We start from the raw sequence: 21,349 nt of genomic DNA on the forward strand, positions 1-21,349 counted from the left end.
CGGTCATTCGCCGGCGCGAAGTACCTCGCTCAGCCGGTCACGTCGCCGCAGCGCCGACTCGACGGGTACGACGGTGGCCGCCGCCGCCAGCAGCGCCACGCTCACCAGGCCCAGCAGCCACCACGGCAGGACCGCCGCCGGGTCGGCGGCCTGGCCGGTGAGCAGCCGCAGGTCGAGCGGGCCGAGCGCCAGGCGGGCGAGCACGGCCCCGAGTAGCGGACCGCACACCGCGGTGACCACGACCGGCGGAAGCAACTCGCCGGCGGCGACCCAGCGGACGTCGCGTGGCCGCAGGCCGAGGGTCCGCAGACGGGTCAGGGTCTGCCACCGCTGCGACGCACCGGCGGCGGCGGCGAGCGTGAGGCCGAGCAACCCCAGCGCCAGCAGCACCGCGGCAGCTGTCCACGCCAGCCGTGTCAGCCCTGCCGTCAAAGGAGCCACCCGCTGCGCCCGCAGGACGTCAGTACGCAGCACGACGTTGGAGGCGACTCCGGTGTTCGACACGGCCCGCCCCGCGCCGGGACCGGTCACCCAGACGGTGTTCGCAACGGCGGGCAGCCCGGCGTCGGCAAGGGCCGTGGCGTCCACGATGACGACGTCGTCGACGCCGCCGACGGAGGGAGCGGTACCGACGGCGGCGAGGCGGATCGCCGGCGCGCCTTTGCGGGGGAGTTGCAGCCGCGAGCCGGTACGCAGATCGCCGGCTTTCGAGCGGACCAGCGCCGGGACCTCCCCGGGGCCCGGACCGGGAGCCGTGAGCCGTGCCAGCGCCGGCGCGTCGGGCAGCGGTGTGGTGGCCAGCAGGTGCTGGAACGCGGCGGCGTCCACGATGACCAGGCGTGGGGTGAGCAGCGTCGATTCGGCGAATACGCGTGCCGAGTCGGTCACCTGCGCGACGACGACCTGCCCTACCCCGGGTGCGGCGGCGATGCGCTCGGCGAGTGCGGGCGTGGCGGTTTCGGCGTCCGCGCCGACGTCGAGGCGGGCGTCGGCGCCGACGGTGCTCCACGCGCCGTCGGTCTGGCCCCGGGTGACGGTGGCGCCGAGGATGAGCGCGAACGACGCGAGCGCCGTGGTGCTGACCAGCACTAGCAGGGGCAGCGCGCGTCCGGCCGTTGTGGTCGCCTGGGCGGCACTGAACACGGCCAGGGGGCGGCGTGAGCGCAGGGCCTGTCGGAGCGCGAACCGCGCCCCGAGGGGCAGTAGCCGGAGCAGGACGAGCGCGCCGACGAGCGCGCCCAGGGAGAGTGCGCTGATCGGCAGGATCAGGTCGCCGGTCAGTTCACCGGTGTCGCCGTCGGAGGCGGCGGGCACGAGCCCACGCTGGTGCAGTGTGACGAATGCGGCGATCGCGGCGATCAGGACAGCGGCCTCCACGGCGGCGCGGCGCAGCTGGCCGGTGGCCCGGATCCAGCGCCGAGCGGCCGGGTTGGCGGGTTGGCGTCGGTCACGGCTGGCGCGGGCGGCGGCGAGGGTGCCGAACGCCGGCCCGGCGACGGCGCCGGCCAGGACCACGGGAACGGCCCAGGTCCAGGCGACGCCCGGAGCGGCCGCGCGTGCGAGTGCGAGCCCGACGGCGGCGGCCGACAGGGACACCACTGCGGACTCGATGACCAGTTCCGCGCCGAGGTCGGGGAGCGCCGCCCCACGTTGCCGGGCGATGCTCAGCACCGGGGTGCGGCGGCGGACCAGCAGGTCGGCGGCGAGCAGCAGGACCAGCACCGCCGCGGTGAGTACCCCGGCGAGCAGGATGGCGGCCTGTGCCGCAGCGGCGTTGTTGCGGGTACGGGCGTCGCGCAGGACGGTGTCGAGCTGCGATTCCCACTTCAGGGACTGGTCGCGGTCGCTCGACGAGCCGGAGGTCGCCTTGAGCTTGACCACCTGGCTGGCGAGCGACGTAGTGGAGTCCGAGGTGAGCGCGTCGGGAACGGGTGCGAAGTGGACGGTGCGTCGTAGTTGGTCCTCGTCGACGGCGAGCCGTGCGTCCGGTAACGAGTCGCGCGACAGCAGGCCGTTGAACCGGGTGGTCCCGACGCCGTCGGCGCCGGGTACGGGGCGCAGCAGTGCCGGGGCGAGTCGCCAGGCCGGGTCGGCGCTGTCCGCGGGTCGGTAGATCCCGCTGACCCGGACGTCCTTGTCGCCACCCTGGCTGTCCTTGACCGGGATCCGGTCGCCGGGGTCGAGGTCGAGTGCGGCGGCGTCCGCCTCGGAGAGGCCGATCTGCACCGGCCAGGGGGGTCCGTCGTAGGGGACCTCGACGTACTCGTCGGAGACGGCGGGACCGGGCGGGCTGCCGGCGATCCAGGTGACGTCCGGGCCGCCGAGGTCACTGGCCAGGTAGGTGAACTGGAAGGTACGCGGCACGTTGCCGTCGGTGATCTTGAGGATCGGGCCGTTGACGACGGCGACGGGCGGAAGCAGCGCGGCGTCCAGGTCGGGCCCGAGCGCGGACGTCGTTCGGGCGAGGAAGGCGTCGACCGCCTCGGCGAGGTTGGGCATCCGGACCCGACCACCGGTCGGTCCGTCGTCGCGTTCCCAGTCGGCGTGTGCCAGGACGTTCGAGTCGGTGCCGGCGTCGCGGACCGTGCCCTGCACGGCGTTGTCGGCGGCGGCGCGCAGCAGCGGCGGTACGGCCCCGGCGAGCAGCGTGACGGTCGCGATGACGGCGGCGGTGAGCAGCAGCGGCCCGACGTCGGTGCGGCCACGGCTGCGGACGCTGGGCCAGTGCGGCGTCGGCCACCGGCGGGTCAGCCACTGGTTCACGGTGCCACCCGCAGGTGCGCGGCATCGGCCCGGCGGACCTGGACGGTGACCACGACGGCGACCGCCAGCACGCAACCGGCCAGCAGGGCGGCGAGCAGTGCGGTCTCGGCCGGCCACGGCCAGTGTGGTTGGGCGACCGGGACGGGCGCCGCGCCGGTGTCGGAGCGCACCAGCAGGGGAGCGACGACGCGGGTGGCGAGCGCGCCGACGGCCGTGCCCGCCGCGAGCAGGGGCAGCAGTACGCCGGCGTGCTGGCCGAGCAGCACGGCCCGGATGTCGCGCCGGGACATCCCCAGGCCGCGCAGCCGCGCCACCTCGACGGCGCGGACCTGCAGATCACAGGTGACGTGCAGGACGACGCCGGCGAGCAGCAGCAGTGCGGCGGCCGGGACGATGAGCCGGAGAGCTGCCGGCAGCCCGGCGCTCAGCGGGCCGTCGGTGAGACGGGCGGTCTCCGCCTCGCGGGTCGCGACGGTGCCCAGGTGCAGGGCGGTGGCCCGCTCGGCGGCACCGGGCTCGGTCGGGCGGCCGACCCACCAGGCGTCGACCGGGAACGTCAGGTCGCCGGTGACGACGCGTGCGCGGGACAGCGTGTCCAGGTCGGCCAGCACGGCGGCGGCGCCGGGGGCGGACGGTACGGTCGGGATGACCTCGGTGACGACGACCGGGACGGGCGTGATGCCGACCGTGACGCTGAGTTCGCTGCCGCGTTCGGCGCCGACCTCGCTGGCGAAGTGGTCGGAGACGGCGACGGGCACCGGGCCGGGGTCCGGGAAGGCGGTGGCGACGAGGGTCAGGGCGGCGTCGTCGGCGCCGGCGAGGTCGACTGTCGTGGCCATCCGCAGCGCGGTTCCCGTCGGCGTGGCGGACATCATGACCGTCGGGTCGACCAACCTGCCCGGGACCGGCGGCGCGGACGTGGCGGTCCAGTCCGACCCGTCGGTGGACCTCTCCTGCGACCCGGCGGGTGGCACGGTGAGCGTGACGGCGACGGCGACGCGTCCGCCGACCGGGTCGGCGGCGATCGGCAGGGCGACCGCGACGAGGCGCAGTCCGTCGGCCGACGCGCAGTCGGGCAGCCGAACCTCCCGACCGTCGAGCGGTACGGGGGGACCGGTGCAGGACGTGCGCAGGCCGGTGGCGTCCTGCAGCAGCAGTTGGGGCGTCACGGTGAGCGGGGTGCCGCCGGAGGCGGTTCCGCTCAGGACGAGCGGGGCGCCGGCCGGGACGGGGAGGCCGGTGACCCGGGTGCGTGGTGCCAGCGCGGTGCCGACGTCCGCCCATCCGCGCTCGTTGTCGAGCCGCCCGCGTAGCAGCGCGTCGGCGCGGGTGGTGTCGACGGCGACCAGACGCGGCGCGTCGCCGGCGGTGCCGAGCCACTGACCGACCGTGGTGCCACGGTCGAGGGCCGGGCTCACCGCCCCCGTGGTGGCCGCGCTGACGACAGCGCCGTCTCCGGCCACCGGCGCCGTGCTGAGGGTGAGTGCCAGGTCGGTGCCGACGGCGAGCGCGGCCTGGTCGCGTTGCGACTGGTGCCACGTGCTGTCGAAGGCGAGGCCGAAGGTGCCGGCCGCGCAGGCCAGCCCGACGAGCAGACCGGCGGCGACCGCTTGCGGCCGGCGGGCAGCCTCGGAGACCGCCAGCGGAAGCGCCAGCCCGCGGGCGCGGTAGGCCAGCCGGTCGGCACCGCGCAGGGCGGGGAGTACCACCCGGAGAGCCAGGGCGGCACCCGCGGTGAGCAGCAGTGCCGGCGCGAGCACCCGGACCGCGTCGGCGCGTGGGCTGGCGGTGGTGGGCTGCCCGTACAGCTGCCACCACCCGACGGCGGCGAATACCGCGAGCAGCAGGTCGGCACCGGATCGGGCCAGCAGTTCGCGGCGGGTGCGCCGTTCGCCGGCCGCCGGGACCGGTCGGATCGCCAGGACGGTGAGTACGGCGGCGAGCACCAGCGCGCCACCGACGACCGCGAGGACCTGGACGCCGGAGACGGCTGGCCGGACGGTCAGGCCGGCGTCGTCCAGCGGTGGCAGGTGGGTCAGACCGGCGTGCAGGGCCGACGAGGCAGGTATCGCGAGCGCGACGGCGACGGCGGCGACGAGCCCGGCCTCGAGTGTCGCGGTGGCGGCGAGCTGGCGACGGCTGGCGCCCAGGGCGGCCCGCAGGGCGGTCTCGTCGGCGCGGATGCCCGCGGTCAGCCGGCCCGCGAGGACGAGTGCTGTCGCGGCCAGGACACCGCCGAGGACGGCGACGGCGAGCACGACGGCGGCGGTGACGTGCCGTTGGTCGTCGGCGGCCCGCAGGGTCAGCGGCAGGTCGGAGGCGACCCGTGCGAGCTGGACGCGCTCGCCGAGGGTGCCGGCCAGCCGGCGGTCGGCGTTGTCGACGGCCCCGGCCACGGTCTCCAGGTTGCTGCGGTTGTTGTGGGACAGGTCCGGATGGGCGGTGACCTCCATCCGGTCGACTGTGGCGCCGGTGGTGAGCAGGTCGGCGAGGTCGACGAGGAACGGGCCGTAGGCGTTGACCGGCTGCATGAAGCGGCCGTCCCGGTAGCCGATGGCGGAGCCGGCCGCGGCCAGCGGGTCACGGTCCCAGCCGCGTCCCGCGAGGGGGCGCACCACACCGACGACTGTCACGTCGATGGCCGGGACGGGCGCGTGGGCCAGTTCGGCGCCGAGGCGTACCCGGTCACCGGGGGTGAGGCCGAGCAGTTGTGCGGTGGACTCCAGCAGCATCGCGTCGCCCGGGTGCTGTGGCCAGCGCCCGGTGGCCAGCTCGGCTCGGGTCGGCAGGTCGTCCAGCCCCGACAGGTAGGCCTGCGGCGGGACTGTGGTGCCCGTGGCGAGCGTGGGCGGCAGCGCCCGCAGCACCGTTGACGCCCGCGCGGTTGTCGTCACCGGGATCGGTGCGAGCGTGGAGGCCACCACGGTGCGGGTGTCGGCGGCGACGGACTGCGTGTCGCGGCCCTCGACGGTGCCGGTGTAGACGGTCACGTCGACGTCGGCGGGGGCGGCGCGAGCCATGGCGACCTCCAGCGCCCGCTCGGCGGTGCGGGTGACGAGCAGGGTGCAGGTGCCCAGCAGGGTCGCGCCGATCGTGACGACCCCGAGGAGGGCTGCCAGCAACGGCCACTGCGCGCGGGCGCGCCGGCTGACCAACCTCATCGTCGCGTCACCCGGCGTCCGGCACGGGTACGTACGGCTGCCCGGCCGCCTGTTCGTCGAGGTGCCCGTCGTGGATGCGGATCACCCGGTCGGCCAGGGCCATCATCACCGCGTCGTGGGTCGACACCAGTACCGTGACGCCCTCGGATTCCACTATCCCGCGCAGCAGCGCCATCACCGACAGGCCGGTCTCGGCGTCCAGTTGCCCGGTGGGCTCGTCGGCGAGCAGGAGCTTGGGTGAGGCGGCCAGCGCGCGGGCGATCGCCACCCGCTGCTGCTGGCCGCCGGACAGCTCGGCCGGCCGCTGCCGGGCGTGGTCGGCCAGGCCGATCAGCTCCAGCAGCAACTCGACCCGCCGCTCGCGCTCGGGTGGGGCGACGCGGGCCATCCGCAGCGGGGCCGCGACGTTCTCCGCCGCCGACAGCACCGGGATCAACCCGAAGCTCTGGAAGACGTACGACACCTTCTCGCGTCGCAGCCGGGACAGGCCGTCCTCGTCGAGCGCTGTCACGTCGGTGCCGTCGACGTGCACGGTGCCGGCGTCCGGGCGGTCCAGGCCACCGATGACGTTGAGCAGGGTGGTCTTGCCCGAGCCGGACCGGCCGACCAGCGCCACCATCGAACCGGCGGCCACGTCGAGCGACACGCCGTTCAGGGCGTGCACGACGGTCGGCCCGGTACGAAAGCGCCGGTGTACGCCGCGGACGCTCAGCAGCGGCTCGCTACTCATTCGCCGCTTCCCGAGTCGGGGTGGATCGTGATGTGGTCGGGTTCCAGGGCCAGCCGGACCCGTCGGGTCAGCGCCAGCGCCTGGCGGAACTCGCGGGGCACCTGGACCCGCCCGGCCCGGTCCATCACGGCGTACTCCTCGGCGATCATGTGCGTGTCGCCCTCCGCGTCGGTGGTGGTGCGGCGCAGCACCTCGCTGCTGGTGCGTCCGTCCCGGATCGCGACGGTCCGTTCGACCTGGCCGCTGACCTCCGGATCGTGGGTGACCACGACGACGGTGACGCCGTAACGCCGGTTGACATCGCGCAGCACACCGAAGACCTCGGCGGACGTGGCGGCGTCCAGCTCGCCGGTCGGCTCGTCGGCGAGCAGGACCCGCGGCTGGTTGGCCAGCGCCACCGCGATCGCGACCCGCATCTGCTGCCCTCCGGAGAGTTGCCCGGGGCGGCGATCGGCGCAGTCGGCGACACCGAGGCTGTCCAGCAGCTCGGCCGCGCGGTCCCGGCGTTCCTGCTTCGGGGTACGGGCCGCCGTCATCGGCAGGTCCACCATCTCCCGTGCGGTCAGGTAGGGGATCAGGTTGCTCGCCGTCTGCTGCCGTACGAACCCGACGGTGTGCCGTCGGTAGTCCACCCGGTCAGCGCGGGACATCGCCAGCAGATTCCACTCCTCGACCCGGACCCGCCCGGCGGTGGGGGCGTCGATGCCGGCCAGGATGGAGAGCAGTGTCGACTTGCCCGATCCGGAGGCACCGACGACGGCGACCAGCTCACCGCTCTTCACGGCCAGGTCCAGCCCCTGCAGTGCCTGCACCTCGATCGAACCGGTCTGGTAGATCCGCACCAGGTTCTCGCAGACGATGAGCGCGTCGTGGCCGAACTCGGGTGCCCGTGCGGAGGGCTGCGGCAGGGACAGCGGGGTGCTGGACATTCCCTGCTCCGTCCGGGTTGTGCTGAGGCAGATTGAAGCAGTTTCGCAATCGGCGGCTTCGTTGACCATGCCCGGGGTGGCTTTCCTGCATTCTGGGCGGGGGTCTACCGTCGCGACCCTCCCACCCGCCGAGGCCGGTTTCGCTGTGGCGGGTCGTGAACCTGCCGGGCTTCCACGCCGACTGAACAGGCGAAGGAGGGCCGATGAGCGATGAGTTGCTGGTGGTCCGCTGCCAGTTGGGTGAACGGGAGGCGTTCGCCGAGCTGGTGCAGGGTTGGCATCCGGCGGTCGAACGGTACGTCGGGCGGATGCTCGGTGGGTCCGACGACGATGTGGTGCAGGAAATCTGGTTGGCGGTCTTCAAGGGGTTGCCGACGTTGCGGCAGCCGGACCGGTTCACCCCGTGGCTGTTCATCATCGCCCGGCGGGCGGTGATGAACCGGCTGCGGGACGCGTACGCCCGTCCGGAGCCCGAACCGATCGACGACCTGCCCGGCGGTGACGAGGCGCAGGAGGTCGTCGACCGGGAGACGCTGGCCGGGGCGCTGGCGGCGCTCCCCGCCCGGGAACGGGAGGTGCTTCTGCTGTTCTACCTGGAGGACCAGCCGTTGGCGCCTGCGCGCTGATCTGCGGCGTACCCGTCGGCACTGTCAAGTCGCGGCTCAACCGGGCCCGCAGGTTGTTACGTCACGAGCTGGTGCGGAAGGGGTACGAGGCATGACTCCGGAAGAGGTGCTGGCGCGACTGGACGCGCCGTTGTCGCTGCGCAGGCGGGTCGGCTACCTGGCCCTGGCCTTCACCGGTCTCACCGCCAGCGCCCTGATCGGCCTGCTCTGGGCCACCGAGCCCGGGTTGCCGACGCGCACCAACGTGGCCTTCGCCGTCCTGGTGGTGATCGGCCTGTGCTGGGCGGTGTTCGGTGGTTGGGCAGTGACTCGACGGACTCCGCTGTTCGCCCGGGATCGGGTGGTCGCCGGCTGGCTCGGCGTCGGAGCCTGGCTGGCATTCAGCGTTGGCGCGCTGGTCATCAGCCTGCTGCGACACGAACTGGAGCCGGCGCTGCTGGGCGTTGTGTTCCTGCTCGGCGCGGTGGCGGCCCTGAACCTGCGGGCGGCCCGTCGGGCGCGTGCGGCGCTGCTGCGCCGCAGGAGGGTGCTGGCCGGACCGGCGACCGGCAGCAGGTGAACGGCGGCATCACCGTCCGGTTCTGCCACGGGCAGATCCGCTGCCGGCGAACGGGGGTGCCCTTCGCCGACCGGTGCCAGCAGGGTGGAGCGCATGAGACTGCTGGTGCTGGGTGGTACGGGATTCGTGGGCGGGGCCACCGTCGCCGAGGCGGTACGCCACGGCTGGTCGGTGACGGTGTTCAACCGAGGGCTGCACGGCACGGTGCCGTCCGGCGTACACCGGTTGCGGGGTGACCGCACCGCGCCGGACGGTCTGGCCGCGCTCGCCGACGGCGAGTGGGACGTCGCTGTGGACACCTGGGACGGTGCGCCGAGGGCCGCCGGCGACGCCGCACGCGCCCTGGTCGACGCGGTCGGCCACTACGTGTACGTGTCCAGCGGCTCGGTCTACACCGACCATGCCGCAGCGGGGTTGCACGAGGACTCCCCGGTGGTGGACGCCGACCCGGGCTCCGTCGACGGCGACTACCCGCAGCTCAAGGCCGGTGCCGAGCGCGCCGTGCGGGAAGTGTTCGGTGGGCGTGCGCTGGTCGCCCGGGCCGGCCTGATCCTGGGCCCGGGCGAGGACATCGGCCGGCTGCCCTGGTGGCTTCGGCGCATCGAGCGGGGCGGGGACGTGCTCGCCCCCGCCCCGGCCGACCTGCCGGTGCAGTACGTCGACGTCCGCGACCTGGCGGGGTGGATGCTGGCCGCGGGCGCCCAGCGGGTGGGCGGCACGTTCAACGCGGTCGGCCTTCCGACGCAGACCACGATGGGCGAGCTGCTCGACGCGTGCGTGGCCGCCACCGGTGCCGACGCCCGGTTGCGGTGGACGGATCCGGCGGCGATCCTCGCCGCCGGGGTGCAGCCGTGGAGCGACCTGCCGATCTGGCTGCCGCGTGGGCACCCGTCCCGGGGGTTGCTGGAGCGGGACGTGACCCGGGCCCTCGCTGCCGGGTTGACCTGCCGGCCGGTGGCCGAGACCGTCGCCGACACCTGGCGGTGGCTACGCGAGGTCGGTGCGGTTCCGCCGCGCGCCGGGCGACCGCACCGCAGCTCGATCGGGTTGAACCCGACCCTGGAGGCCGCCGTGCTCGCCGCCTGACCGTGCCCCGGCGGGTCAGGCGGGCACCACCGGCAGGTCCAGCACCTCGTCGACACCACGTCGGGGGGTCGGTCGACCCGGCTGGCCGTACCCGATCCGCAGCACCATCTGCGGTGTGCCGAACCGGCCCAGTGCCAGCCGCAGTTGCTCCCGCGCGGTGGGCACCTCGATCGGCTGGGAGAGCATCGACACGCTGAGCCCGGCGTCCGTGGCGGTGAGCAGCAGGCGTTGCAGGGCCTGCCCGGCGATCACCTGGTCCACGGCGGTGTTGCCCGCCGAGCCCAGCACCCCCACCAGGGGCTCCGGTTCGAAGTCCCGCCCGGGGGCGCGGTCGCGCCCACCGTAGCCGCGCGTCGGGAGGACGTCCTGCGGCTCGCCCTGCGGTCCTCCGGCTGAGACGGGTACGCCGTCCGGGGTGGACTCCCGGCGCAGCCACCGATCCCGTTCGGCCCGGTACGCGGGGTCGCGCTCCAGCACCCGGTGCGCGCTGCGCGCGATCTCCCCGAACGCGGAGACCGCGCTCACCCCGATCAGCAGCTCCAACCAGCACTGCTCGGCACGGGCCGCCTCGCCGAGGCGCCAGCGGGCGTCGGCCGGCACCGGGTCCGGCCAGAACGGCAGGCGGTTGCTGAACCGGCGCGGGATGGCCCCGTGCAGGCTCTGCTCGGCGGGGGTGGGTCGACGCAAAAGGTCCGGTACCAGCCGGGCCAGCAGGTCCGGCTCGGCCGGGTCGGGGCGCAGCCGCACCCGGGCTGGGACTCCTGCCACGGCCAGGGCGATGCGCAGGTTGAACAACGCCGCGCCGCAGGCGATCCGGACACCCCACCCGCTCGGGTCGGTCGCCGGCAGCCGGCGGGCCGGGTCGGCCAGCACCTCGATGCCGCCGTCGCGCAGCCGTAGCCGCCACGGTTGGGTGTTGTGCAACGACGGTGCCCGGACCGCGTCCACGGCGGCGGTCCGCAACTGGGCTGCGGTGTAGCCGATGTCCATGTCGGTGCTCCTCTCCCGCTGGGCCGGCGGCGGGTGGTGCCGCTGTGCTGGCGTACCTCCACGGTCCGTCGTTCGGTCGTCGCCCAGCAGGGCCGGACGTCCCGACCAGTCGGGTCCGAGCGCCCGCTCGCTCCGTGCCGATCGGGACCTTCGGCCCGTGCGGTGGGCCACGGGCAGCGGGTAGAAAAGAGGGATGATCCGGGTTTTCCTCCTCGACGACCATGAGGTCGTCCGCCGTGGCCTGGCCGACCTGTTGCAGAGCAGCGGCGACATCGAGGTGGTCGGCGAGTCCGGCTCGGCGCAGGAGGCGGCCCGCCGCATCCCGGCGCTGCGGCCCGACGTGGCGATCCTCGACGCGCGGCTGCCCGACGGCAACGGCATCGACGTATGCCGCGACATCCGCGCCGTCGACTCGTCCATCAAGGGGCTGATCCTCACCTCGTACGAGGACGACGAGGCGCTGTTCGCAGCCATCATGGCCGGTGCCGCCGGGTACGTGCTCAAGCAGATCCGTGGCACCGACCTGGTCGACGCGGTGCGTCGCGTCGCGGCCGGGCAGTCACTGCTCGACCCGGCGATCACCACCCGGGTGCTGGAGCGCATCCGCAACGGCGTCGAGCAGCCGCGCGAGCTGAAGTCGCTCACCGAGCAGGAACGGCGGATCCTGGAGTACGTGGCCGAAGGGCTGACCAACCGGGAGATCGCCGGTCGGATGTTCCTGGCGGAGAAGACAGTGAAGAACTACGTCTCCAGCGTGCTGGCCAAGCTGGGCCTGGAGCGCCGCACGCAGGCCGCCGTTCTGGCCACGCGTCTGCTCGGCAAGGCGCCCTGACCCGGGTCGCGGGAGTCAGTCGCGCAGCGGCACGGCCCAACACACCTCGGTGCCGCGCGACTCGGCCGCGGTGACAGTGAAGGTGCCGTCGAGGCGGCTGGCGCGTTCGCGCAGGTTGACCAGGCCACCCCGGGCGGCGGCCGGGTCGCAGCCCACCCCGTTGTCGGTGACCGTCACGGTGACCTGGCCGGAGTCGACGCGTACGGCGACATCGACGCGGGTGCACTGCGCGTGGCGGACCACGTTCGACAGCGCCTCGCGCAGCACGGCGGTGAGGTCCGGGCGGATGGCGTCCGGCACGGCGCTGTCCACCGGCCCGGAAAGCTCCAGGTGCGGCTTGAAGCCCAGCGCTTCGGCGGCGGCCTCGACCGCCGCACGGATCTCAGTGCGCAGCTCCGAGGTCATCGGCGTACGCAACTCGAAGATCGTCCGGCGGATGTCGCGGATGGTGGCGTCCAGATCGTCGACGGCCGCGTTGATTCGCTTGGCCACCTCAGGGCGGGCCATCGGTGCGGCGCTCTGGAGTTGCAGGCCGGTGGCGAAGAGTCTTTGGATCACCACGTCGTGCAGGTCGCGGGCGATCCGCTCGCGGTCCTCCAGAACCACCAGCAGTTCCCGTTCCTCCTGGGCGCGCGCCCGTTCCATGGCCAGCGCGGCCTGCCCGGCGAAGCTGCCCAGCAGCGTCAGGTCCTCCTCGCTGGCACCACCGCCGCGCTCCGGCCGGTGCGCCACGATCAGCACGCCGTGCAGGGCCTCGGCGGTGGTGAGAGGCGAGATCATCGCCGGGCCGGTGTGCAGCAGCGCCGGCCACGGCGCGGCGTGCGCCAGGTCGTCGACCTGATCGTGCCGGCCCTCGGCGACAGCCGCGCCGAAGCTGGTGTCGGCGGCGGGCAGGACCGCGCCGACGAGCGCGTGGGCCTGCTCGTCGGGGCCGTCGACCACCTCCACGGAGAACTGCTCGCTGTCGGTGTCGTAGAGCAGCACCAGCGCCAGCTCGGCCTCGGCGACCTCGCGGGCTCGGCGGGCGACCAACGCCAACGCGTCGGTACGGCGTACCTCGCCCAGCAGCACCGAGGTGATCTCGGCCGTGGCGGCGAGCCAGCGTTCCCGCCGGTGCGCCAGGGCGTACAGGCGGGCGTTCTCGATGGCCACGCCGGCGGCGGCGGCGAGCGCGACGACGATCTCCTCGTCGTCCTCGGTGAACTGGGCACCGCCCTGCTTCTCCGCCAGGTAGAGGTTGCCGAAGATCTGGTCGCGGATGAGGACCGGTACGCCCAGGAAGCTGTGCATGGGCGGGTGGTTGGCCGGGAACCCGTAGGAGCGGGGGTGCTGGGTGATGTCGGGCATCCGCAGCGGCCGGGGATCGTCGATGAGCAGGCCGAGCACGCCCCGCCCGTGCGGCAGGTCGCCGATCTGCTCGTGCTGCTCGGGCGTGATGCCGTGGACGATGAAGTCGTGCAGCAGCCGGTCCGGGCCGACCACGCCGAGCGCGCCGTACCGGGCGCCGACCAACTCGCAGGCCGCCTGCACGATGCGTTGCAGGGTGGTGCGCAGATCCAGGTTGGTGCCGATGCCGACCACCGCGTCGAGCAGGGCCCGCAGGCGCTCCCGGCTGGTCACCACCTCACCGACGCGGACCAGCATCTCCTGCAGCAGCTCGTCGAGGCGGACCCGCGACAGCGGGCTCAGCCCGAGCGACGGTGTCGCCGTTGGTTCCGGACGGGGCGGCGGCACGCTGCTGGTCATCGAGGCATGGTAGCGCCGGTGCCGTTCGTCCCCAGACCCGTCAACGGACAGCAGAGGTGTCGACCATCTGCGCGGTGGTCAACCGCGGCGTGTGCGGCGGACCCGCCTGCGTCGGGTCCGCGATGCCCAACCGCAACGCGATGTACGGGAAGCCGATCCCGGAGAGCATCTGACGCAGGGTCTGCCGGGTGCCCGGCACCTCCACCACCGCGCTGAGCGGCACCACTGACACGCCAAGCCGAGTGGCGGTCAGCCAACCGGCGGAGAGGGCCTCGCCCGCGCGCAACCAGCTGTCCCGTTCGTCCTCGTCGCCGTGCAGCATCGCGTACACCGCCATCCGGTCGTGGCCCGGACCTATCGGCAGGCTGCCGGGACGGCCGAAGTCGCGGCCCGGCACTGTGGTCTGCGCGGGCTGCTCGGGCAGCACCTCCGCCGGCAGGCCGGTGCCCGGGTCGGCCCGGCTGGTCCAGTACGCCAGCTCGGCGCGCAGCTCCGGATCCTCGGCCTCGACCGTGTCGGCGTGCCCGGCGGTGGCGGCCAACTCCAACATCTCGTCGCGGTCGAGGATCTGCAAACGACAACCCTCGGCGGTGACCGCCCGGGTGATCTCCTCGATCGCGGTCGGCGGCACCGGCTCGTCGCTGACCGGCCGCCGGTCGGTGTGCCGGACCTGCATGCACTGCACCATGCGCATGGCGTCCGGGTCGGCCGTGGTGTGGCTGAGGTCGGTCAGCCGGGCCAGTAGCTCGCTGTCGGCCGGGTCGGGCAGCCGTTCCACCACGGCTCGCCACCCTTCGGCGGCCAGCGCCAGTCGGGCGTGGTGCAGGGCGGTGCCGCAACTGATCGCGAGCAGTCGACCCTCGGGATCGCTGGCGGCGAGCTGTCGGTCGGCGACCGAGCGCAGCTCCAGCGCGTCGGGCAGCACCCGCCAACGCCACGGCTGGGTGTTGTGCACCGAGGGGGCGTGGCCGGCTGTGGCGGCGGCCTCCGCCAGCGCGGTGGTCAGCTGACTCTCCTGACTCATGGTCACGACCTTTCCGTCTCTGCTCATCGTGCCGTACGGCGCGTCGCCGTGTCTGGGGTTGCCGCCTCATCCTGTGCCATCCGGTGGTGTGCCCGCAGGGGCCGCAGGTCCCGACCACGCCGAGCCGTTACGCCCGCCTTACCAGGTCCGGCACACCGCCACGACGTCCGGACACCGGGTAAAACGTCCGGTGTCCGGCCGCTGGCCGCCCACCGGCTGCGACGATGCGCAGGTGGGGGCCGAGCCGAACGAGTGCGTACCGGAGCAGCCGGTCCGCGGACGTGTCCGGCGGTGGTGGGCGTGGGCGCCGCTGGTCGGGCTCACCGCCGCAGTGCTGGCGGGTGCGGTGTTGCGCATCGCCGGCCGGGCCGGCGCGGCCGACCTGATCTGGGCGGCCGTCACGGTGGTCGCGCTGCTGCCCGCCGTCTGGTCGATGTTGCGGGCGTTCTGGCACCGGCACTTCGGCGTGGACGTGATCGCCGTGCTGGCGCTGGCCGGCGCGCTCGGGGTCGGGGAGTACCTGGCCGGGGCGGTGATCGCGGTGATGGTGGCGACCGGACGGTCATTGGAGGCGTACGCGCAGCGCCGGGCCACCCGCGACCTGCGGGCCCTGCTGGAGCGCGCTCCGCGTACCGCACGTCGGCGTGGGCCTGCCGGCGCGATCGAGGTGGTGCCGCTGGAGCAGGTGGCGGTGGAGGACCGGTTGCTGGTCGGCCCGGGAGACGTGGTGCCGGTCGACGGGACCGTCGACGAGGCGGCCACGCTGGACGAGTCGGTGGTGACCGGAGAGTCGCGGCTGGTTCAGCGGGCCGCCGGGGAGGCGGTGGCCAGCGGTGTGGTCAACGCCGGCGCGGGGTTCGGCATGCGCGCGACAAGGAGCGCGGCGCAGAGCACGTACGCCGGGATCGTCCGGTTGGCCCAGGAGGCGACCGCCCGCAAGGCCCCGATGGTGCGGCTGGCCGACCGGTACGCCGCCGCTTTCGTGCCGTTCACGCTGGTCCTGGCCGGGCTGGGCTGGCTGCTCTCCGGCGACGTGGTCCGGGCGGTGGCGGTGCTGGTGGTGGCCACCCCCTGCCCGCTGCTTCTGGCCACCCCGATCGCGATCGTGTCCGGCCTGTCCCGGGTGGCCCGGCGCGGGGTCCTGGTCCGCGACGGTGGCGCGCTGGAGCTGCTCGGCCGGGCTCGGACACTGCTGGTGGACAAGACCGGCACGCTGACCGCCGGCCGCCCGCGCGCCGCCGAGACGGTGGTCGCCCCGGGCGGAGACCGGGACGAGGTGCTGCGGCTGGCCGCCTCGGTCGAACAGCTCTCCCCACACGTGCTGGCCGCCGCGCTGGTCCGGCAGGCCCGGGAGCGCGGGCTGGCGCTGACCGAGCCGACCGGAGTCACCGAGGAGCCGGGCCGGGGGGTCAGCGGCCGGGTCGACGGGCGGCTGATCCAGGTCGGCCAGTTCACCGGTGAGCTGCCCGACTGGGCGGACCGGGCGCGGGCCCGCACCGAGCTGGCCGGTTGGTCCGCGGTGTGGGTCAGCGACGAGGGTGGCGTGCTCGGCGCGATTCTGCTGGAGGATCCGGTGCGCCCCGACGCCCGCCGAACCGTACGCCGGCTGCGCGCGGCAGGGCTGCGGCGCATCGTGATGGTCACCGGTGACCAGCCGGCCACCGCCGCTCAGGTCGCCGAGGCGGTCGGCGTGGACGACGTACTCGCCCACTGCACGCCGCAGGAGAAGGTGAACCGGGTACGGGCCGAAGCCGACCGGGCGGTCACCGTGATGGTCGGCGACGGGGTCAACGACGCTCCTGCGCTGGCTGAGGCGCACGTGGGCGTGGCGATGGGCGCGACCGGCGCGAGCGCCTCGGCGGACGTGGCGGACGCGGTGCTCACCGTGGACCGGCTGGACCGGCTCGCCGACGCGGTGGAGATCGCCCGGTACGCCCGGCGGATCGCCGTGCAGAGCGCCACCGTCGGGATGGGGTTGGCCGTGCTGGCGATGCTCGTGGCGGCAGCCGGTCGGCTGCCCCCGGTCGCTGGCGCGTTCCTTCAGGAGGGCATCGACGTGCTGGTGATCCTCAACGCGCTGCGGGCACTGGGAGGTGGGCTGCGCCGGCGCGACGTCCCGCCGCGCACCCGGGAGTTGCTCGCCCACTACGGGGCGGAACATCAGGCGGTCCGCGACGTGCTGGCCGGGTTGCGGGACACCGCCGACCTGGTCGCCACCGACCCGGCCTCGCCGAGGTGCCTGCCGGCGGTACGCGAGACGCACCGCCGGTTGACCGAACGCGTGCTGCCGCACGTGACTGCCGAGGAGCGACAGCTCTACCCCGCGCTGGCCGCCCCGCTGGGCAGCGAGGAGGCGACGTCGACGATGAGTCGGGCACACGTGGAGATCCGCCGCCAGGTGGACCTGCTCGGCGCCCAACTCGCCCAGACCGCCGACGGCCGGCCGCGCCCCGATCAGGTTCCCGATCTGCTGGCCACCCTCTACGGGTTGGACGCGGTGCTGCGCCTGCACCTGGCTCAGGAGGAGGAGGAGTTCTTCTCCCTCGACCCGTCCGACCCGACGATCGCGCGGCGGTGACTTCGGGCCAGGTCGCGCACACCGGTGCGGCCCCGCCCGGTGGATGTCAGCGTTCGCGGACCACGGCGACCGGGCAGTGGGCGTGCTGGATGAGCTGTTGGCTGACCGAGCCGAGCAGCATTCCGGCCAGCCCGCCCCGGCCGCGGCTGCCGACCACCACCAGCTGCGCGTCCCGGCTCGCCTCGATCAGCATGGCCGCCGGGCTGGTCGGGACCAGATCGACGGCGATGGTCAGCTCGGCGAACGTCCGCCGCCACGGCTCCAGCGCCTGCTCCACGGCGGCCCGCTCGTCGGGCACCCCGGCCTCGGCGTTGGGGCCCGGTGTCCAGGCGTGCAGGACACGCAACGGCACCTGACGCTGTGCCGCCCGTTCGGCCGCGAAGCCGAGCGCCACCAGCGACGGTTCCGAGCCGTCCACGCCGACCGCCACGGGGCCGGCCAGGGCTTTGTCGGCTCCGTCCCGGACCACCACGACCGGGCAGTGGGCGTGCGCGGCGACCGAGACCGCCGTCGACCCGGCCAGCAGGCCACCGAAGCCGCCGTGCCCCCGGCTGCCGAGCACCAGCATCCCGGCGTCCGCCGAGCGTTCCTGCAACACCAGCGCGGGCGGCCCGTCGTACACCTCGCCGGTGATGGTCAGCCCGGGGTTTGCCGCTGTGGCGTCCGCCGCGGCCTTGCGCACCAGGTCGTCGACCTGACGGCGGGCGGTGTCGTCCGGCCACACGCCGGGGGCCACGCCCGGACCGACCCAACTGGCCACCGTCAGCCATTCGAAGACGTACGCCAGCCGCACCGGCTGGCCGCTGTGCCGCGCCTCGTCGATGGCCCAGTTCAGGGCCATCGAGGCGTCGGTGGAGCCGTCGTAGCCGACCAGGATCTCCGCGTTGCGCACGTCGTCCTCCTTCAGGGGGTGGTCGGGTCGGTTTCGCGGACCCAGCGCCATTCGGCGACCTGGGGGTCGTCCTCGCCGTACTGGCGGGTGTAGTCGCGGGCCGCCTGCCGGGCGTCGACCATCCGTTGGCGCAGGTGCGCGGCGCTGGCGGCCAGCCCGGGCACCCGGTCGATGACGTCGATGACCAGGTGGAAGCGGTCCAGGTCGTTGAGCATCACCATGTCGAACGGGGTGGTGGTGGTGCCCTCCTCCTTGTAACCGCGCACGTGCAGGTTCTCGTGGTTCGTGCGGCGGTAGGTGAGTCGGTGGATCAGCCATGGATAACCGTGGTACGCGAAGATGATCGGCCGGTCCTGGGTGAAGATGGTGTCGAACTCGTTGTCGGTCAGACCGTGTGGATGCTCGGTGTCCGGCTGGAGGCGCATCAGGTCGACCACGTTGACCAGGCGCACCTTCAATTTCGGCAGGTGCTGGCGCAGCAGTTCGGCGGCGGCCAACGTCTCCAGGGTGGGCACGTCTCCGCAGCAGGCGAGCACCACGTCCGGTTCGGTGTCGCCGTCGTTGCTGGCCCATTCCCAGATGCCCAGGCCGCGCCGGGTGTGCTGGATCGCCTCGGTCATCGTCAACCAGTTCGGGGCGGCCTGCTTACCGGCCACCACCACGTTGATGTAGTGCCGGCTGCGCAGGCAGTGGTCCATCGTGGCGAGCAACGTGTTGGCGTCCGGCGGCAGATAGACCCGCACCACCTCGGCCTTCTTGTTGACGACGTGGTCGATGAAGCCCGGGTCCTGGTGGGAGAAGCCGTTGTGGTCCTGCCGCCAGACGTGGCTGGAGAGCAGGTAGTTCAGCGAGGCGATCGGCTGCCGCCAGGGGATGGCCCGGGTCACCTTCAGCCACTTGGCGTGCTGATTGAGCATCGAGTCGACGATGTGGATGAACGCCTCGTAGCTGGTGAACACGCCGTGCCGGCCGGTCAGCAGGTAGCCCTCCAGCCAGCCCTGGCACAGGTGCTCGGAGAGCACCTCCATGACCCGCCCGTCGGGGGAGAGGTGGTCGTCGCCGGGCACGGTGGCGGCCACCCAGGCCCGGTCGGTCACCTCGAACGCCGCACCCAGCCGGTTGGACGCGACCTCGTCCGGGCCGAACAGCCGGAACGTCTCCGGGTTGGCGCTGATGACGTCGCGGATCCACGGGCCGAGCACCCCGGTCGCGCCGGCGATCGGCGTACCAGGTTCGGGAACCTCCACGCCGTAGTCGCGGAAGTCCGGCAGGGTCAGGTCGCGCAGCACCACGCCGCCGTTGGTGACCGGGTTGGCGCTCATCCGCCGGTCACCGCTCGGCGGCAGCGTCAGCAGCTCCTCCACCGGCGCGCCGGTCGCGTCGAACAGCTCCTCCGGCCGGTAGCTGCGCAGCCAGCGCTCCAACTCGGCCCGGTGCGCCGGGTTGTCGCGTACGCCCGACAGCGGCACCTGGTGGGCGCGGTAGGTGCCCTCCACCTGGGTGCCGTCGACCTCACTCGGGCCGGTCCAGCCCTTCGGCGTCCGCAGAATGATCATCGGCCAGCGGGGGCGTTCGACGACGCCTCCGGAGCGCGCCCTCCGCTGGATCTCGGCGATCTCGCTCAGCACGCGGTCCAGCGTCGCGGCGAGGGTCCGGTGCACCCGGGCGGGCTCGTCACCGGCCACGACGTACGGCTGGTAGCCCGATCCACGCATGAGGTCCAGCAGGTCGTCCTCGGGGATCCGGGACAGCACCGTCGGGTTGGCGATCTTGTAACCGTTGAGGTGCAGGATGGGCAGCACCGCGCCGTCACGGGCCGGGTTGAGGAACACGTCGGAGAGCCAACTGCCGGCCAGCGGCCCGGTCTCCGCCTCGCCGTCGCCGATCACGCAGGCCACCAGCAGGTCCGGGTGGTCGAACGCGGCGCCGTAGGCGTGGCTCAGCGCGTACCCCAGCTCGCCGCCCTCGTGGATCGAACCCGGCACGTCCGCCGCGACGTGGCTGGGGATGCCGCCCGGGAAGGAGAACTGGCGGAACAGCCGGGACATCCCGGCCTCGTCGCGCGCCACGTCGTGGTAGCGCTCCGACCAGGTGCCCTCCAGCCAGGTGTTGGCCACGATGGCCGGGCCGCCGTGGCCGGGGCCGGTGACCAGCATGGCGTTGAGGTCGCGCGCCACGATCACCCGGTTGAGGTGGGCGTAGATCAGATTGAGGCCGGGGCTGGTGCCCCAGTGCCCGAGCAGTCGGGGTTTGATGTCGTCGGGGGTCAGCGGCTCGCGCAGCAGCGGATTGTCCAGCAGGTAGATCTGCCCGACGGTGAGGTAGTTCGCGGCGCGCCAGTAGGCGTCCAGCCGGCGCAGCTCGTCGTCGGTGAGGGCGTGGTGCACGTCGAGAGCGGTCTCCATCATGCTGCCTCTCGCGGGTAGGAGTGGGGCCTCCGGCGTCCAGCCTGACCGGTGCGGACGCCCGGGGTCAGGGCCGTTGGTCCCGCGCCGGGCGGGCACCGGGCCCGGTCAGCGGCGCCTCGGCCAGGCCGCGGACGACGACCACCGGGGCCGGGGAGTGGTAGAGCAGGGACTGGGCGACCGCGCCCAGCATGGCCCGCCCCGGCTCGTCGCCGCGGGCGGCGACCAGCGCCACCTGCGCGTTGCGGGAGGTGTCGATCAGCACGTCGGCGGGGTCGCCGCGTACCACGCGACACTCGGTCGGCACGGTGTTGTCGCGGCCGGCGTGCCGGGCCATTGCCTCGTTGAGTTGCTCGGCGACCGCGTCGGTGTCCTCGTCGTACTCCACCACCCGCAGGGCCAGCAGTCGGGCGTCGCGGCGGGCCGCGCACGTCAGGGCCCATCGCAGGGCGAGGTGTGAGCTGGGGGAGCCGTCGACGCCCACCAGCACCGGGCCCTGTGGCGGCGGTTCACGTCGGACCACCAACAGGGGGCATCCGGCCCGGGCGGCCAACTGCACGGCTGTCGTCTCGGCTGGAACGCACTGACCGCTGCCAGCCATGCCGCTGTCGCCGACGGCCAGCAGGAAGGCGACCTCCGAGCGGCGGATGAGGGTGGGTAGCACGGAGCTCTCGACGATCTCCCCGCGTACGGTCAGCCCTGGCTCGGTCTGGTGGGCGAGTTGGGCGGCGCGGGTGATCAGTTTTTCGGCCTGGTCGCGGGGTGCGGCGACGGTGTCCGCGGCGAAGGCCGCGCGCCAGTCGAAGGTGTGCAGCAGGTGCAGTGGCCGGCCGTGTCCGGCGGCCTCCTGCGCGGCCTGTTCGACGACCGGGAGGTCGAGTTCCGACCCGAGGCCGACCAGCACCGCTGCGTCGGCGGGTGCGGCCATCCGATATCACCTCCCGGGCGTCGCGCCCGGCACGACCAAGCTGTCCCTGACCGAGGGTAGTCGGATGAGCACGGTGGCGGGTCCGATCCGCTGCGGTCCC

Annotated in this window: 15 protein-coding genes; 5 read left to right on the forward strand and 10 right to left on the reverse strand. The window is 73.8% G+C overall.

The genetic code is table 11. The features are described from left to right. Positions 1 to 3: 3 nt before the first annotated feature. Genes ACLQ3F_RS02585 through ACLQ3F_RS02600 form a run of 4 tightly spaced genes read right to left on the reverse strand, consistent with a single transcriptional unit; the run spans position 4 to position 7,583 of the window. Positions 4 to 2,763 carry an FtsX-like permease family protein gene (locus tag ACLQ3F_RS02585; protein WP_425845598.1) on the reverse strand — a complete coding sequence of 920 codons (2,760 nt, stop codon included), beginning with the start codon at positions 2,761 to 2,763 and terminating at the stop codon, positions 4 to 6. Then, positions 2,760 to 5,924: an FtsX-like permease family protein gene (locus tag ACLQ3F_RS02590; protein ID WP_425845601.1), complete on the reverse strand. Its 3,165-nt coding sequence runs from the start codon at positions 5,922 to 5,924 to the stop codon at positions 2,760 to 2,762. Before ACLQ3F_RS02590 ends, ACLQ3F_RS02585 begins: the two co-directional genes overlap by 4 nt. Positions 5,925 to 5,931: 7 nt before the next feature. Next, entirely contained in the window at positions 5,932 to 6,654 is a 723-nt protein-coding gene (locus ACLQ3F_RS02595) for an ABC transporter ATP-binding protein (protein ID WP_357202232.1), read from the reverse strand. Beyond that, a complete protein-coding gene (locus ACLQ3F_RS02600; RefSeq protein ID WP_357202235.1) occupies positions 6,651 to 7,583 on the reverse strand; it encodes an ABC transporter ATP-binding protein in 933 nt (310 codons plus the stop codon). The genes ACLQ3F_RS02595 and ACLQ3F_RS02600 overlap by 4 nt, the downstream gene beginning before the upstream one ends. Positions 7,584 to 7,786: 203 nt before the next feature. Here ACLQ3F_RS02600 and ACLQ3F_RS02605 point away from each other — a divergent pair, with 203 nt between their 5' ends. The 3 genes from ACLQ3F_RS02605 (at position 7,787) to ACLQ3F_RS02615 (ending at position 9,854) form a co-directional block, all read left to right on the forward strand. Continuing rightward, positions 7,787 to 8,209, forward strand: coding sequence for an RNA polymerase sigma factor (locus tag ACLQ3F_RS02605; RefSeq protein ID WP_425845605.1), 423 nt, complete (start codon positions 7,787 to 7,789; stop codon positions 8,207 to 8,209). Between the two features lie 91 nt (positions 8,210 to 8,300). Beyond that, entirely contained in the window at positions 8,301 to 8,768 is a 468-nt protein-coding gene (locus tag ACLQ3F_RS02610) for a hypothetical protein (RefSeq protein ID WP_425845608.1), read from the forward strand. Positions 8,769 to 8,861: 93 nt separating this feature from the next. Then, positions 8,862 to 9,854, forward strand: a complete 993-nt coding sequence (locus ACLQ3F_RS02615; RefSeq protein WP_425845610.1) for an NAD-dependent epimerase/dehydratase family protein — start codon at positions 8,862 to 8,864, stop codon at positions 9,852 to 9,854. A gap of 15 nt (positions 9,855 to 9,869) precedes the next feature. On the opposite strand, the gene ACLQ3F_RS02620 is transcribed toward ACLQ3F_RS02615, so the two are convergent. Beyond that, positions 9,870 to 10,844: an Acg family FMN-binding oxidoreductase gene (locus tag ACLQ3F_RS02620; protein WP_425845612.1), complete on the reverse strand. Its 975-nt coding sequence runs from the start codon at positions 10,842 to 10,844 to the stop codon at positions 9,870 to 9,872. A 193-nt stretch (positions 10,845 to 11,037) separates the two neighbouring features. On the opposite strand from ACLQ3F_RS02620, the gene ACLQ3F_RS02625 reads away from it, so the two are divergent. Further along, entirely contained in the window at positions 11,038 to 11,676 is a 639-nt protein-coding gene (locus ACLQ3F_RS02625) for a response regulator (protein WP_425845615.1), read from the forward strand. Between the two features lie 15 nt (positions 11,677 to 11,691). Here the strand turns inward: ACLQ3F_RS02625 and ACLQ3F_RS02630 are convergent, their stop codons facing one another. Both ACLQ3F_RS02630 and ACLQ3F_RS02635 read right to left on the reverse strand, forming a co-directional pair. Further along, positions 11,692 to 13,422 carry a GAF domain-containing protein gene (locus ACLQ3F_RS02630; RefSeq protein ID WP_425845618.1) on the reverse strand — a complete coding sequence of 577 codons (1,731 nt, stop codon included), beginning with the start codon at positions 13,420 to 13,422 and terminating at the stop codon, positions 11,692 to 11,694. Between the two features lie 40 nt (positions 13,423 to 13,462). Further along, the gene (locus ACLQ3F_RS02635; RefSeq protein ID WP_425845621.1) at positions 13,463 to 14,446 is read right to left on the reverse strand and encodes an Acg family FMN-binding oxidoreductase; all 984 of its coding nucleotides are present in this window, start codon (positions 14,444 to 14,446) and stop codon (positions 13,463 to 13,465) included. 232 nt (positions 14,447 to 14,678) lie between these two features. On the opposite strand from ACLQ3F_RS02635, the gene ACLQ3F_RS02640 reads away from it, so the two are divergent. Beyond that, positions 14,679 to 17,024, forward strand: coding sequence for a heavy metal translocating P-type ATPase (locus tag ACLQ3F_RS02640; RefSeq protein WP_425845623.1), 2,346 nt, complete (start codon positions 14,679 to 14,681; stop codon positions 17,022 to 17,024). Positions 17,025 to 17,070: 46 nt separating this feature from the next. Here ACLQ3F_RS02640 and ACLQ3F_RS02645 read toward each other — a convergent pair whose 3' ends face one another. From ACLQ3F_RS02645 to ACLQ3F_RS02655, 3 genes are all read right to left on the reverse strand, one after another. Beyond that, on the reverse strand, positions 17,071 to 17,967 hold the full coding sequence (locus ACLQ3F_RS02645) for a universal stress protein (protein ID WP_425845625.1): 897 nt from the start codon (positions 17,965 to 17,967) through the stop codon (positions 17,071 to 17,073). Next, complete coding sequence (locus ACLQ3F_RS02650) at positions 17,928 to 20,321, reverse strand: phosphoketolase family protein (RefSeq protein ID WP_425846173.1); 2,394 nt, start codon at positions 20,319 to 20,321, stop codon at positions 17,928 to 17,930. The genes ACLQ3F_RS02645 and ACLQ3F_RS02650 overlap by 40 nt, the downstream gene beginning before the upstream one ends. A gap of 67 nt (positions 20,322 to 20,388) precedes the next feature. Continuing rightward, positions 20,389 to 21,249 (reverse strand): universal stress protein, encoded by an 861-nt coding sequence (locus tag ACLQ3F_RS02655; RefSeq protein ID WP_357263756.1) that lies wholly within the window; start codon positions 21,247 to 21,249, stop codon positions 20,389 to 20,391. Positions 21,250 to 21,349: the final 100 nt, after the last annotated feature.

The organism is Micromonospora sp. DT15 (assembly GCF_049841475.1).
GTDB lineage: Bacteria > Actinomycetota > Actinomycetes > Mycobacteriales > Micromonosporaceae > Micromonospora.

What these genes read in the sequence shown, in the direction of transcription:
- ACLQ3F_RS02645 (WP_425845625.1), bottom strand. Translation starts at nt 17,967, where the DNA reads ATGGCGCTGGGTCCGCGAAACCGACCCGACCACCCCCTGAAGGAGGAC.
- ACLQ3F_RS02655 (WP_357263756.1), bottom strand. Translation starts at nt 21,249, where the DNA reads ATGGCCGCACCCGCCGACGCAGCGGTGCTGGTCGGCCTCGGGTCGGAA.
- ACLQ3F_RS02595 (WP_357202232.1), bottom strand. Translation starts at nt 6,654, where the DNA reads ATGAGTAGCGAGCCGCTGCTGAGCGTCCGCGGCGTACACCGGCGCTTT.
- ACLQ3F_RS02620 (WP_425845612.1), bottom strand. Translation starts at nt 10,844, where the DNA reads ATGGACATCGGCTACACCGCAGCCCAGTTGCGGACCGCCGCCGTGGAC.
- ACLQ3F_RS02600 (WP_357202235.1), bottom strand. Translation starts at nt 7,583, where the DNA reads ATGTCCAGCACCCCGCTGTCCCTGCCGCAGCCCTCCGCACGGGCACCC.
- ACLQ3F_RS02615 (WP_425845610.1), top strand. Translation starts at nt 8,862, where the DNA reads ATGAGACTGCTGGTGCTGGGTGGTACGGGATTCGTGGGCGGGGCCACC.
- ACLQ3F_RS02650 (WP_425846173.1), bottom strand. Translation starts at nt 20,321, where the DNA reads ATGGAGACCGCTCTCGACGTGCACCACGCCCTCACCGACGACGAGCTG.
- ACLQ3F_RS02635 (WP_425845621.1), bottom strand. Translation starts at nt 14,446, where the DNA reads ATGAGTCAGGAGAGTCAGCTGACCACCGCGCTGGCGGAGGCCGCCGCC.
- ACLQ3F_RS02625 (WP_425845615.1), top strand. Translation starts at nt 11,038, where the DNA reads ATGATCCGGGTTTTCCTCCTCGACGACCATGAGGTCGTCCGCCGTGGC.
- ACLQ3F_RS02610 (WP_425845608.1), top strand. Translation starts at nt 8,301, where the DNA reads ATGACTCCGGAAGAGGTGCTGGCGCGACTGGACGCGCCGTTGTCGCTG.
- ACLQ3F_RS02630 (WP_425845618.1), bottom strand. Translation starts at nt 13,422, where the DNA reads ATGACCAGCAGCGTGCCGCCGCCCCGTCCGGAACCAACGGCGACACCG.
- ACLQ3F_RS02605 (WP_425845605.1), top strand. Translation starts at nt 7,787, where the DNA reads ATGAGCGATGAGTTGCTGGTGGTCCGCTGCCAGTTGGGTGAACGGGAG.
- ACLQ3F_RS02590 (WP_425845601.1), bottom strand. Translation starts at nt 5,924, where the DNA reads ATGAGGTTGGTCAGCCGGCGCGCCCGCGCGCAGTGGCCGTTGCTGGCA.